Genomic DNA, 12,637 nt, shown 5'->3' with positions numbered 1-12,637 from the left:
AAATGGCAGGACTGGCAGCCGTCAGCAAACTGGCGGGCGAAACGGTAGGTCAGGAGTTCCTGATTTTTACCTTGGGTAACGAAGAGTATGGCATTGATATCCTCAAGGTTCAGGAGATCCGCGGTTACGATCAGGTAACGCGCATCGCCAACACCCCGGCGTTTATCAAGGGCGTGACCAATCTGCGTGGGGTGATCGTGCCGATTATCGATCTGCGCGTGAAGTTTGCCCAGCAGGACGTCTCTTATGATGAAAACACCGTGGTGATCGTGCTGAACTTTGGCCAGCGGGTGGTGGGTATCGTGGTGGATGGCGTGTCTGATGTGCTGTCGTTAACGACGGATCAGATCCGCCCAGCCCCTGAGTTCGCGGTTACGCTGGCGACGGAATATCTCACCGGTCTGGGGTCGCTCGGTGAACGTATGCTGATCCTGGTGGATATCGAAAAGCTGCTGAGCAGTGAAGAGATGTCGCTGGTGGACAACGTAGCGAAAAGCGCCTGATTGCTGAGTAGCTGTTTGTCACGGCTCAACAGGTGGGGATAATGCAGAACGCCGACACGCCGTAAACCCGTCCCTGGGGGCTCGTATCGCGCATCCCTGCGCTCAACGGTCCCCTCACCCCAACCCTCTCCCACAGGGAGAGGGAGCTGGAATGGCGCTGTGTTCAGGTGTAGAGACTAATCTGTAACACGGGCGATATCGAGGACTGGCGCAGTAGTTAATCAGTAGCACGTTCCATCCCCTCTCCCTGTGGGAGAGGGCTAGGGTGAGGGGCCATCCCTTCGCCGAGCTAAAATCTTACCCTCCGCACAATACAAAAAAATAGTTACAGATTTTTCTTAAAGTTCTCTTCTGCCACGCCGATAACCCAGACAGTTAACGTACACAGCACTTGTCTGTGCGGGCTTCCAAGAAGGGTAAAAATGTTTAATCGTATGAAGGTGGTCACCAGCTTATTGCTGGTGCTGGTGTTATTCGGTGCCTTGCAGCTGGTTTCCGGTGGGCTGTTTTTCACTTCGCTGAAAGATAACAAAGAGAATTTTACCGTACTGCAAACTATCCGACAGCAGCAGTCAGAACTGAATGAAAGCTGGGTAAACCTGCTGCAAACCCGCAATACCCTCAATCGTGCCGGGATCCGCTACATGATGGACCTCAATAAAGCGGGCACCGGTGCCACCGTTGATGAACTGCTGGTTTCGGCGAAAAACACCTTGAGCATGGCGGAACAGCACTACACTGCCTATGAAAAAATCCCTCTGGATGCTCGCCAGGATGCCGCAGCGGCAGACGAACTCAAGCAACGCTATACCACTCTGCACACTGCGTTGTCGGAACTGGTCACACTGTTGGGTGACGGCAAGCTGGACGCCTTCTTTGAACAGCCCACTCAACGTTATCAGACTGAATTTGAACAGCTCTATAACCGCTACCTGACTCAGAACGACAAGCTATACCAGATCGCGGTCGAAGATGGCGACAGCTCTTTCGAATTCGCCGTTTGGACGTTGGTCGTTGTGCTGGTACTGGTGGTTGCGGTGATCGCCATGGTTTGGTTCGGCATCCACCATATTCTGGTGCGCCCACTCAACCGTATGATTGAGCACATCAAACTGATCGCCGCAGGCGATTTGACTCACCAAATCGACGTCAACAGCCGCAACGAAATGGGCGTGCTGGCAGCCAGCCTTAGGCACATGCAAGGCGAACTGATTGACACCGTCAGCGGCGTGCGTCAGGGGGCCGATGCCATCTACAGCGGTGCTTCCGAGATTGCCGCAGGTAACAACGATCTCTCTTCCCGTACCGAACAGCAGGCCGCCTCGCTGGAAGAAACCGCCGCCAGCATGGAGCAGTTGACCGCGACGGTGAAACAGAACGCCGAAAACGCCCGTCAGGCCAGCCAACTGGCGTTGAGCGCCTCAGAAACCGCGCAGAAAGGCGGCAAAGTGGTCGCCAACGTGGTGCAAACCATGCACGACATCGCGGGCAGTTCGCAGAAAATTGCCGACATTACCAGCGTGATCGACGGCATCGCCTTCCAGACCAATATCCTGGCGTTGAATGCGGCAGTTGAAGCTGCCCGTGCCGGTGAGCAGGGCCGTGGTTTTGCCGTGGTTGCCGGGGAGGTACGTAACCTGGCAAGCCGTAGCGCGCAGGCAGCCAAAGAGATCAAAGGCCTGATTGAAGACTCGGTTAGCCGCGTCGATATGGGCTCGGTGCTGGTGGAAAGCGCCGGTGAAACCATGGGCGATATCGTCAATGCCGTCACCCGCGTCACCGACATCATGGGTGAAATCGCTTCGGCCTCCGACGAGCAAAGCCGTGGTATCGATCAGGTTGGCCAGGCGGTTGCCGAAATGGATCGCGTCACTCAACAGAACGCCTCTTTGGTCGAAGAATCGGCCTCTGCGGCGGCAGCTCTGGAAGAGCAGGCCAGCCGCTTGACCCAGTCCGTTGCGGTATTCCGACTGAAAGCGGAAGGCCAAAACGAGTTCAAGTCATCCGCCAACAGTAAAGTCGTTACCCCGGTAATCAATCATAAAAAAATGAACGCCAGCGATCCGCAGGAGAACTGGGAAACGTTCTAACCGGCATTGGGCTGCGTTCTCCCTGCGAGATCGTGGCCCTTTTTTCCGTCCTAAGTCGTGTTAACCCGCGGCTACCTGGAGGTTTATCGTGTTTAACCGAGTCCGTATCTCTACCAGTCTGTTTTTATTACTGCTGACCTTTTGTCTGATGCAACTGATTAGCACCGGCTTGTCGTATACCGCTTCCCGCTCCGATAACCACAATCTTAATCTGATTAGTCTGGGTAGCCAGCAGCGTGATGCCCTCAGCCTGAGCTGGGTTTCGCTGCTACAGGCACGTAACACCTTGAACCGGGCCGGCACCCGTGCAGCGCTGAAAGTACCGCAAGAACAGGTCGATGCGCTGATGGGCAACGCCCGCAGTTCGTTGCAGAAAGCCGATCTCTATTTTAATCAGTTCCTGGCCGTCTCGCGTAACAGCGACCAGGAGCAGCAACTGACAGAAACCACCCAAGCCAGCTATGAGCGGCTACGCGGTGCGCTGCGCGAACTGATTGTCTTCCTGGAGGGCGGCAACCTGCAGGGCTTTATGGATCAACCTACACAGAAAATGCAGGACCTTTTCGAAGCCGACTTCGTCCAGTACCTGCAACTGGTCAACGAAAATATCGCCCAGGCCAATGCGGCCAACCAGCGCTCCTTCACGCTGGCCGGTTGGCTGGTGTGCGGCGCAGTGCTGATGCTGATCCTGGTGACCGCCAGCGCCATGTGGTGGTTACGCAATATGTTGGTTCAGCCGCTGAATATTATGCGCAGCCACTTTGACCGTATCGCCGACGGCAACCTGGCCACGCCGATCCAGGTGTATGGCCGCAACGAGATCAGCATGTTGTTTGCCAGCCTGCACCGCATGCAGAACTCGTTGATTGGCACAGTCGGCGCGGTGCGCGAAGGCGCCGAGTCGATCCTGATCGGGCTACAGGAGATTTCGGAAGGCAATAACGATCTCTCTTCCCGCACCGAGCAGCAAGCCGCGTCGCTGGAAGAATCAGCCGCCAGCATGGAGCAGTTAACCGCCACGGTGAAACAGAACGCCGACAATGCCCGCCAGGCCTCAAAGCTGGCGCGCGATGCCTCAGCCACCGCTGCCAAGGGCGGGGAAATGGCCGACGAGGTGGTCACCACCATGCACGATATTGCCAGCAGCTCGCAGAAAATTGGTGCCATTACCAGCGTGATCGACGGTATTGCCTTCCAGACCAACATCCTGGCGTTGAACGCGGCGGTTGAAGCTGCGCGGGCGGGGGAACAAGGGCGTGGTTTTGCCGTGGTGGCCGCAGAGGTGCGCAATCTGGCTCAGCGTAGCGCTCAGGCAGCGAAAGAAATCAAAGTGCTGATCGATGAGTCGGTTGGCCGTGTTAAGCAAGGGTCGGTGCTGGTCGAAGACTCCGGTGCCACGATGAAGGATATCGTGCGTTCGGTGACCCGCGTTACCGACATTATGGGCGAGATCTCCTCGGCTTCCGATGAGCAAAGCCGCGGTATCGAGCAGGTCACTCAGGCCGTGACCCAGATGGATCAGGTGACGCAACAGAACGCCGCGCTAGTGGAACAAGCGGCCTCGGCGGCGGCGGCATTGGAAGAGCAGGCGATTACGCTGGCCGATGCGGTAGCGGTATTCCGCCTTGCGGACGACAACATCACCTTATCAGACAGCCTTAACAACGGAGTTTTATCAGTGGCAAAGGAAGCAACTAGTGTCGAATTGTATGGCAAGTAACAACCAATTGGGTGAAGGGCTATGAGTGGTTCCTCTTCACCCACCAATAAAGAGTCTCAGTCTTTGCTGACACAGATGGTGCAACGGCTGCCCCTGTCGGATGTGCATTTCCGACGGATCAGCCAGTTGATCTATCAGCGTGCCGGTATTGTGCTGGCAGAGCACAAACGCGAGATGGTTTACAACCGTCTGGTGCGTCGTCTGCGGCTGCTGGGAATACCCGATTTTGGTAGCTATCTGGTGTTGTTGGAAAGCGATAGCAACAGCGCTGAATGGCAGGCATTCATCAACGCCCTGACCACCAACCTGACGGCGTTTTTCCGTGAGGCGCATCATTTCCCGATCCTGGCGGAACATGCGCGTTCGCGACCCAACGGCTACAGCGTGTGGAGTACCGCCGCCTCGACCGGTGAGGAGCCTTACTCGATTGCCATTACCTTGAATGAGGCGCTAGGGCAGAGGGCGACGGGAACGCAGGTGTGGGCCAGCGATATCGATACTCAGGTATTGGAAAAGGCCGAAGCGGGGGTGTATCGCCAGGAAGATCTGCGCACCCTGACACCGGCGCAGATGCAGCGTTATTTCCTGCGAGGGACCGGGCCTCACCATGGTCTGGTACGGGTTCGGCCAGAACTGGCGGCACAGGTGCATTTTCAGCCGCTCAATCTGCTGGCCCCTGAATGGGCGTTGCCGGGGCAGTTTGATGCGATATTTTGCCGTAACGTGATGATCTATTTTGACAAGGAAACACAAGAGCGCATTTTGCGGCGCTTTGTGCCGCTGCTTAAACCGGGGGGCCTGATGTTTGCCGGCCATTCCGAAAACTTCAGCCAGATCAGCCGGGATTTCTACTTGCGTGGGCAGACCGTGTATGGCCTGACCAAGGAGAGGTAATGAATAAAATCAGCGTATTAAGCGTAGACGACTCTGCCCTGATGCGGCAGCTGATGACCGAGATTGTCAATAGCCATCCCGATATGGAGATGGTGGCGACCGCCCCCGATCCGCTGGTGGCGCGCGATCTGATCAAGAAATTCAACCCGCAGGTGCTGACGCTGGACGTCGAAATGCCGCGTATGGACGGGCTGGATTTTCTGGAGAAACTGATGCGCCTGCGGCCGATGCCGGTGGTGATGGTGTCGTCGCTGACCGGAAAGGGATCGGAGATCACCCTACGGGCGTTGGAACTGGGCGCGGTGGATTTTGTCACCAAGCCGCAACTCGGGATCCGCGAAGGCATGCTGGCCTATAGCGAGTTGATTGCCGAAAAAATCCGCACGGCGGCCAAGGCGCGTCTGCCACAGCGTTCAACGGCACCGGCTCCGGAGATCCTCAGCCATACGCCGTTGTTGAGCAGTGAGAAGCTGATCGCTATCGGGGCGTCTACCGGAGGGACTGAGGCAATCCGCCACGTCTTGCAGCCGTTACCGGCTACCAGCCCGGCGTTATTGATCACCCAGCATATGCCGCCCGGTTTTACCCGTTCATTTGCCGAGCGGCTCAACAAGCTGTGCCAGATCACGGTGAAAGAAGCCGAAGACGGCGAGCGCGTCTTGCCGGGCCATGCCTATATCGCGCCGGGAGATCGTCATCTGGAGCTGACGCGCAGCGGCGCCAACTATCAGGTTCGGCTGCATGATGGCCCGCCGGTGAACCGGCATCGTCCTTCGGTCGATGTGCTGTTCCGCTCGGTGGCCCAGTTTGCCGGGCGCAATGCGGTGGGGGTGATCCTCACCGGCATGGGGAATGACGGTGCGGCAGGCATGCTGGAAATGCACCGTGCCGGGGCGTACACCCTGGCGCAGAACGAAGCCAGCTGTGTGGTGTTTGGCATGCCACGTGAGGCTATTGCCACCGGCGGAGTCAATGAAGTAGTGGAATTGGAGCGCATGAGCCAACGCATGTTGGCGCAGATCGCGGGTGGTCAGGCGCTGCGTATTTGATGTTATGCCCCGAACCTCGGGGCAAAAACGATTAACCTTAGGAGCAACAATGGCAGACAAAAACCTTAAATTTCTGGTGGTGGATGATTTTTCCACCATGCGCCGCATCGTCAGAAATTTGCTGAAAGAACTGGGTTTTAACAACGTCGAAGAGGCGGAAGACGGGGCGGATGCGTTGAACAAACTGCGCGCCGGCAGCTTCGATTTCGTGGTATCAGACTGGAATATGCCGAACATGGATGGCCTCGAGCTGCTGCAAACCATCCGTGCTGACGGCGCGCTGGCGTCAATGCCGGTATTGATGGTGACGGCGGAAGCCAAGAAAGAGAACATTATTGCTGCCGCTCAGGCGGGTGCCAGCGGTTACGTGGTGAAACCCTTCACGGCGGCGACGCTGGAAGAGAAGCTCAACAAGATCTTTGAAAAACTGGGCATGTAAAAAAGGAGAGGGCGATGAGAGATATTCCAATGCCTGCCAGCGATGCAGCGACAGCGGGTGAGATCATCTCCCGTATCGGTCAACTGACCCGCATGCTGCGTGACAGCATGCGTGAGCTGGGGCTAGATCAGGCTATCGCTCAGGCTGCCGAAGCGATCCCGGACGCACGCGACCGTCTTGATTATGTGGTCACCATGACGGCGCAGGCGGCGGAACGAGCGCTCAACTGCGTGGAAGCGGCACAACCCCGCCAGGCGGAGTTGGAGTCGCAGGCCAATATGCTAAAAGGGCGCTGGGACGAGTGGTTTGCCAATCCCATCGAGCTGGCTGATGCCCGTTCACTGGTGACGGATACCCGTCAGTATCTGGATCGGGTGCCGGAACACACCGCATTCACCAACGCCCAGTTGCTGGAGATCATGATGGCGCAGGATTTCCAGGATCTTACCGGCCAGGTGATCAAGCGCATGATGGACGTGGTGCAGGAGATTGAAAAGCAACTGCTGATGGTACTGATGGAAAACATCCCGGATCAGCCAGCCAAAGAGAAAAGGCCGAACGACAGCCTGCTCAATGGCCCGCAGCTGGATCAGAACGGGGCTGGCGTAATTGCCAATCAGGCCCAGGTGGACGATCTGCTCGACAGCCTGGGTTTTTGATCATTTATTAGGGCGCACACTGCGCCCTAAATCTTTTCGCTAGCCCATCCCCGAAATAACCGGCCTTTTGCGCCGTTGTTCCCGCAATGAAATCCGCATTTTTTTGGCATGCTGGCGGCAATTCTATTCTTCGCACGCAATGGGAACCCTCGCCTTGGCCGAAGACAGTGATATGGAAAAAACTGAGGCCCCCACACCCCACCGGCTGGAAAAGGCGCGTGAAGAGGGCCAGATTGCGCGTTCGCGCGAGCTGACCTCGATCCTGATGCTGATTGCGGGGTTGTCGATCTTGTGGGTCGCGGGTGGCCATATGGCGCAACAGTTGGCGAGGATGTTATCGGAAGGACTGCATTTTGATCACAACATGGTCAGCAACGATAAGCAGATGCTGCGCCAGTTTGCCATGTTGCTGCGTCAAGCGGTGTGGGCGCTGATGCCGATCCTGGCCGGATTGGTGCTGGTGGCGCTGTCGGCCCCGATGCTACTGGGCGGCGTGGGCTTCAGCCTTAAGTTTGATGCCAAGCGCATGAACCCTATCTCCGGATTAAAACGGATGTTCTCGACCCAGGTGCTGGCAGAGTTGCTGAAGGCCATTCTCAAAGCGACGCTGGTGGGTTGGGTGGCAGGGCTTTACCTGTGGCACAACTGGGCGGCGATGCTGCATCTGGTTACGCAGCAGCCGCAGGATGCACTGCGCAATGCGCTACAGATCGTGATTTTCTGCGGTATGTTGATCGTCCTTGGGTTGGTGCCAATGGTGGCCTTCGACGTGTTTTATCAGCTCTGGAGCCACTTCAAGAAATTGAAGATGACCAAGCAGGAAATCCGCGACGAACATAAGCAGCAGGAAGGCGATCCCCATGTCAAAGGGCGTATTCGCCAGCAACAGCGGGCCATCTCTCGCCGCCGCATGATGTCCGACGTGCCGAAGGCCGACGTGATCGTCACCAACCCGACACATTACGCCGTGGCATTGCAATACAACGACAAGAACATGAGTGCGCCAAAAGTCCTTGCCAAAGGGGCAGGGGAGATTGCCTTGCGTATCCGTGAATTGGCGAACGAACACCGTATTCCAACCCTGGAAGCTCCGCCGCTGGCGCGGGCGCTATACCGTCACAGTGAGATTGGGCAACACATTCCCACGACCTTGTATGCCGCGGTGGCCGAGGTCCTGGCCTGGGTCTACCAGCTGCGCCGTTGGCAGCGTGAAGGTGGCCTGATCCCGAAAAAACCTCAACGTTTACCGGTGCCGGAAGCACTGGATTTTGCTGGAGAGAATAACTCAGATGGCTAATTTGGCCTCCCTGCTTCGTTTGCCGGGTAATTTTAAAGATACGCAGTGGCAGGTGCTAGCTGGCCCGATACTGATCCTGATGATCCTGTCGATGATGGTGCTGCCATTACCGGCATTTATCCTCGATCTGCTGTTTACCTTCAATATTGCCTTGTCGATCATGGTGCTGTTGGTGGCGATGTTTACCCAGCGGACGCTGGAGTTCGCCGCCTTCCCAACCATCCTGCTGTTCTCAACCCTGTTACGCCTATCGCTGAACGTCGCTTCCACGAGGATCATCCTGATGGAGGGGCATACCGGCGCGGCTGCGGCGGGGCGGGTGGTTGAAGCGTTCGGTCACTTCCTGGTGGGTGGCAACTTCGCCATCGGTATCGTGGTGTTTATCATCCTGGTGCTGATCAACTTTATGGTGATCACCAAAGGGGCCGGGCGTATTGCCGAAGTGGGTGCCCGTTTTGTCCTTGATGGGATGCCGGGCAAACAGATGGCGATCGATGCCGATCTGAACGCCGGGCTGATCGGCGAAGACGAGGCTAAAAAGCGCCGTTCCGAAGTGACGCAGGAAGCGGATTTCTACGGTTCGATGGACGGGGCCAGCAAGTTTGTGCGCGGTGACGCGGTAGCAGGCTTGATGATCATGGTGATTAACGTAGTAGGCGGCCTGTTGGTCGGCGTGATCCAGCACGGCATGGAGTTGGGTACCGCGGCTGAAACCTATACCTTGCTGACCATCGGTGATGGCCTGGTTGCCCAGATCCCTGCGTTGGTGATCTCGACGGCGGCCGGTGTGATCGTCACTCGCGTAGCGACCGATGAGGACGTTGGCGAGCAGATGGTCAACCAGTTGTTCAACAATCCGCGCGTGATGGTGTTGAGTGCTGCGGTGTTGGGGCTGTTGGGGATGGTTCCGGGGATGCCAAACCTGGTGTTCCTGCTGTTTACGGCGGCACTGCTGGCGTTGGCCTGGCGGCTGCGCGGGCGTGAACAGCAGGCGCCGAAAGTCAAAGAACCGCCGCTGCCGCAGGAAAATCCGCAGGCGGTGGAGGCCAGTTGGTCTGATGTACAGCTGGAGGATCCGTTGGGCATGGAAGTCGGTTACCGCCTGATCCCTATGGTGGACTTTCAGCAAAACGGCGAGCTGCTGGGGCGTATTCGTGGCATCCGTAAAAAATTCGCTCAGGATACGGGCTATTTGCCACCGGTGGTGCATATTCGCGACAACCTCGAACTGTCGGCGGCCAGTTACCGCATTCTGATGAAAGGGGTGGAGATCGGTAGCGGTGAGGCACATCCGGGGCGCTGGCTGGCGATAAATCCGGGCAATGCGGTGGGTGAGCTGGCCGGTGACAAAACCGTCGATCCGGCCTTCGGGCTGGAGGCGGTGTGGATCGATAGCGCACTGCGTGAACAGGCGCAGATCCAGGGGTTCACGGTGGTGGAAGCCAGCACCGTTGTTGCCACTCACCTCAACCATTTGCTTGGTCAATTTGCCAGCGAGCTGTTTGGTCGCCAGGAAACCCAGCAACTGTTGGATCGTGTTTCGCAGGAGATGCCGAAGCTGACGGAAGATTTTGTGCCTGGCGTAGTTTCGCTGACTACGCTGCACAAGGTGCTACAGAATCTGCTGGCTGAGCGGGTGTCGATTCGCGATATGCGTACCATTATAGAAACGCTGGCGGAACATGCGCCAACGCAAAGCGATCCTTTCGAACTGACCTCCGTGGTGCGGGTGGCGCTTGGGCGGGCTATCACTCAGCAGTGGTTCCCGGGTAACGGTGAGATCCAGGTCATTGGTCTGGATACGCCGCTTGAGCGCCTACTGTTGCAGGCCCTGCAAGGGGGCGGAGGTCTTGAGCCGGGGCTGGCGGACCGCTTGTTGGATCAAGCCAGGCAGGCGCTGCAACGTCAGGAAATGCTCAGTGCACCCCCGGTGCTGCTGGTAAACCATGCGTTACGTGCCCTGCTGGCCCGCTTCCTGCGCCGTACCTTGCCGCAGCTGGTGGTGCTGTCGAACCTGGAAATCAACGATGAGCGTCAGATCCGCATGACCTCAACCATAGGAGCCGCCTGATGAAAGCTTTCCTTCCTTTGTTGGTGTTGTTCGCTCCGCTGGCTGCGCAAGCGGTGTCGGGGTCTTGGGCTGCCGATGCCAGCGGCGTCACGCTGGAAACGGGGAGCGTGCGTGATGTCTCCCCCAGCCTGCGGCCAGCTAATCCACCGGCGGCCGAGGCTCGGGTGACCAGTGTAAGCTGGCGTTATCAGTTGCTGGCAGGTGCGCCTGCCGGATTAGAGGTACAGCTTTGCACCTCGTCACGCTGCCTACCGCTCGGCGCGGGCAGTGGCCGCAGTGAGGCTTTCAACGGTATTCCCGCAGACAGCGAGTTCCGCTTCATTTATTACGTGAAGTCTCGCGGCGCGTTAAACCCTCCGCTGCGGGCGATTTCTAATCAGGTGATTGTGAATTACCAATGAGTTGCGAGTCGGATCCAGCATTAAGGCGGCAGTAATGTGAAGTAATAAAAGCCTGTGGTAGGTTTTTTCATGTTAAGTCCAGGATGACCAACATGAAAAAAACCACCTCTGTTTCGCATGACGCGGTATTTAAAAAGTTCCTCACTCACCCAGACACGGCCAGAGACTTTCTGGAGTTACACCTGCCGTCGGTCTTGCTGCAATATTGCGATTTGAGTACGCTAAAACTTGAATCCGGCAGTTTTATCGAAAGCAATCTGCGAGCCAGTTACTCTGACGTGCTCTACTCATTACGTACTGAGAGGGGAGACGCGTATGTATACGTTTTGATCGAACACCAAAGCAGCCCTGATAAGCATATGGCATTTCGTTTAATACGTTATGCGATCGCTGCAATGCAACGCCACCTTGATACGGGTCACGATCAACTTCCCCTAGTGATCCCAACCCTGTTTTATCACGGCCAGGTGACGCCTTATCCCTATTCGATGAGCTGGCTGGAAGAATTCAGTGAACCTGATTTGGCCAGGCAGCTTTATGCTGGACATTTCCCATTGGTTGACGTCACCGTCATACCGGACGATGACATCATGCAGCACCGCCGTATGGCTACCTTGGAACTGCTGCAAAAACACGTGCGCCAGCGTGACCTATTCGAAATAAAGGAACGACTGGTCACATTATTATCGTTTGGGTACACTACCAATGAGCAATTGATCTCGTTGGTGAACTACATGTTGCAGGTGGGGAACACGACCGAACCGGATAAGCTGATCCGTGAGTTGGCCCGTCGTACGCCACGGCACGAGGAGGAATTGATGACCATTGCAGAATATCTCGAGCAAAAAGGCTTCAAGAAAGGCATGGAGCAAGGTATCGAACAAGGTATTGAGAAGGGTATGGAGCAGGCACGGGCAACCGTCTTGAATATAGCGAGTGCCATGCTGGCCGATGGCTTTGACCGTGCTGTAGTGATGAAATTAACCGGCCTTTCCGCAGACGATTTGGCACAACTTCACCACTAACATCTGTGGGAAATTGCCGGTGTTAGTTGGTTGATCGTGTTCAAACCCCAATCTTACGGCCCAGCAGGCTCCCCGCACGGGACTGACCATCGGGGCCGTACAGCGATTTATTCTGCTTGTTTAAAATCGCCAGCGCCTGCGTATTGTGCTCAATATGGTGATTGAGCAGCATGCCGTTATGGTGATTCTGTTCGCGCAGTTGCAGGCTTTGCTGTTGCACTTGCTGCCAGCGGGACGCCAACTGCGGTTGGCCCTCATAAGGTGCTTGGCAGTGTTGCAGCCGTTCCATCTCCAGCCGCTGTTGGTCCAGATAATTGACCGTCGCCAGCAGTTGGCTTTTAGCATCTGTCACGCGCTGCAAAGCCACGCCAGCCAAAGTTTTCGAGCACAGTAAAGCGTGCTCTTCCGTCTGCACCGTGCCTAACGCCTGCAAGGTGTCCAGCAGCTTATCCAGCAATTGTGCCAGGTTTTCCATATCAATGACTCACC

Annotated in this window: 12 protein-coding genes; 11 read left to right on the top strand and 1 reads right to left on the bottom strand. The window is 56.6% G+C overall.

The window, feature by feature from the left end; all coding sequences use genetic code 11:
• The first annotated feature begins 2 nt into the window (after positions 1-2).
• The 11 genes from cheW (at position 3) to KGP21_RS17955 (ending at position 12,148) form a co-directional block, all read left to right on the top strand.
• Positions 3-503, top strand: a complete 501-nt coding sequence (cheW, locus tag KGP21_RS18005; RefSeq protein ID WP_021180924.1) for a chemotaxis protein CheW — start codon at positions 3-5, stop codon at positions 501-503.
• 422 nt (positions 504-925) lie between these two features.
• Entirely contained in the window at positions 926-2,593 is a 1,668-nt protein-coding gene (locus tag KGP21_RS18000; RefSeq protein ID WP_021805721.1) for a methyl-accepting chemotaxis protein, read from the top strand.
• A gap of 88 nt (positions 2,594-2,681) precedes the next feature.
• Positions 2,682-4,313: a methyl-accepting chemotaxis protein gene (locus tag KGP21_RS17995; RefSeq protein WP_021180926.1), complete on the top strand. Its 1,632-nt coding sequence runs from the start codon at positions 2,682-2,684 to the stop codon at positions 4,311-4,313.
• 21 nt (positions 4,314-4,334) lie between these two features.
• Positions 4,335-5,207: a protein-glutamate O-methyltransferase CheR gene (gene cheR, locus KGP21_RS17990; RefSeq protein WP_115158090.1), complete on the top strand. Its 873-nt coding sequence runs from the start codon at positions 4,335-4,337 to the stop codon at positions 5,205-5,207.
• The gene (locus KGP21_RS17985) at positions 5,207-6,256 is read left to right on the top strand and encodes a chemotaxis response regulator protein-glutamate methylesterase (protein WP_021180928.1); all 1,050 of its coding nucleotides are present in this window, start codon (positions 5,207-5,209) and stop codon (positions 6,254-6,256) included. The genes cheR and KGP21_RS17985 overlap by 1 nt, the downstream gene beginning before the upstream one ends.
• A gap of 49 nt (positions 6,257-6,305) precedes the next feature.
• Entirely contained in the window at positions 6,306-6,695 is a 390-nt protein-coding gene (gene cheY, locus KGP21_RS17980) for a chemotaxis response regulator CheY (protein ID WP_021180929.1), read from the top strand.
• Between the two features lie 14 nt (positions 6,696-6,709).
• Positions 6,710-7,354 carry a protein phosphatase CheZ gene (gene cheZ / locus KGP21_RS17975; RefSeq protein ID WP_021180930.1) on the top strand — a complete coding sequence of 215 codons (645 nt, stop codon included), beginning with the start codon at positions 6,710-6,712 and terminating at the stop codon, positions 7,352-7,354.
• A 154-nt stretch (positions 7,355-7,508) separates the two neighbouring features.
• Positions 7,509-8,651 (top strand): flagellar biosynthesis protein FlhB, encoded by a 1,143-nt coding sequence (flhB, locus tag KGP21_RS17970; protein WP_024485790.1) that lies wholly within the window; start codon positions 7,509-7,511, stop codon positions 8,649-8,651.
• Positions 8,644-10,722 (top strand): flagellar biosynthesis protein FlhA, encoded by a 2,079-nt coding sequence (flhA, locus tag KGP21_RS17965; protein WP_021180932.1) that lies wholly within the window; start codon positions 8,644-8,646, stop codon positions 10,720-10,722. The genes flhB and flhA overlap by 8 nt, the downstream gene beginning before the upstream one ends.
• Entirely contained in the window at positions 10,722-11,123 is a 402-nt protein-coding gene (locus KGP21_RS17960) for a flagellar protein FlhE (RefSeq protein WP_021180933.1), read from the top strand. The genes flhA and KGP21_RS17960 overlap by 1 nt, the downstream gene beginning before the upstream one ends.
• 83 nt (positions 11,124-11,206) lie before the next feature.
• Positions 11,207-12,148, top strand: coding sequence for an Rpn family recombination-promoting nuclease/putative transposase (locus tag KGP21_RS17955; protein ID WP_371822640.1), 942 nt, complete (start codon positions 11,207-11,209; stop codon positions 12,146-12,148).
• A 40-nt stretch (positions 12,149-12,188) separates the two neighbouring features.
• On the opposite strand, the gene KGP21_RS17950 is transcribed toward KGP21_RS17955, so the two are convergent.
• The gene (locus tag KGP21_RS17950; protein ID WP_021805718.1) at positions 12,189-12,623 is read right to left on the bottom strand and encodes a flagella synthesis protein FlgN; all 435 of its coding nucleotides are present in this window, start codon (positions 12,621-12,623) and stop codon (positions 12,189-12,191) included.
• Positions 12,624-12,637 lie beyond the last annotated feature (14 nt).

This window comes from Serratia sp. JSRIV004 (genome assembly GCF_019968705.1).
Classification (GTDB): Bacteria; Pseudomonadota; Gammaproteobacteria; order Enterobacterales; family Enterobacteriaceae; genus Chania; species Chania fonticola_B.
This window is presented reverse-complemented; position numbering and strand designations above follow the sequence as displayed.

What these genes read in the sequence shown, in the direction of transcription:
- cheY (WP_021180929.1), top strand. Translation starts at nt 6,306, where the DNA reads ATGGCAGACAAAAACCTTAAATTTCTGGTGGTGGATGATTTTTCCACC.
- flhA (WP_021180932.1), top strand. Translation starts at nt 8,644, where the DNA reads ATGGCTAATTTGGCCTCCCTGCTTCGTTTGCCGGGTAATTTTAAAGAT.
- KGP21_RS17950 (WP_021805718.1), bottom strand. Translation starts at nt 12,623, where the DNA reads ATGGAAAACCTGGCACAATTGCTGGATAAGCTGCTGGACACCTTGCAG.
- KGP21_RS17985 (WP_021180928.1), top strand. Translation starts at nt 5,207, where the DNA reads ATGAATAAAATCAGCGTATTAAGCGTAGACGACTCTGCCCTGATGCGG.
- cheW (WP_021180924.1), top strand. Translation starts at nt 3, where the DNA reads ATGGCAGGACTGGCAGCCGTCAGCAAACTGGCGGGCGAAACGGTAGGT.
- cheZ (WP_021180930.1), top strand. Translation starts at nt 6,710, where the DNA reads ATGAGAGATATTCCAATGCCTGCCAGCGATGCAGCGACAGCGGGTGAG.
- KGP21_RS17955 (WP_371822640.1), top strand. Translation starts at nt 11,207, where the DNA reads ATGACCAACATGAAAAAAACCACCTCTGTTTCGCATGACGCGGTATTT.
- KGP21_RS18000 (WP_021805721.1), top strand. Translation starts at nt 926, where the DNA reads ATGTTTAATCGTATGAAGGTGGTCACCAGCTTATTGCTGGTGCTGGTG.
- KGP21_RS17960 (WP_021180933.1), top strand. Translation starts at nt 10,722, where the DNA reads ATGAAAGCTTTCCTTCCTTTGTTGGTGTTGTTCGCTCCGCTGGCTGCG.
- cheR (WP_115158090.1), top strand. Translation starts at nt 4,335, where the DNA reads ATGAGTGGTTCCTCTTCACCCACCAATAAAGAGTCTCAGTCTTTGCTG.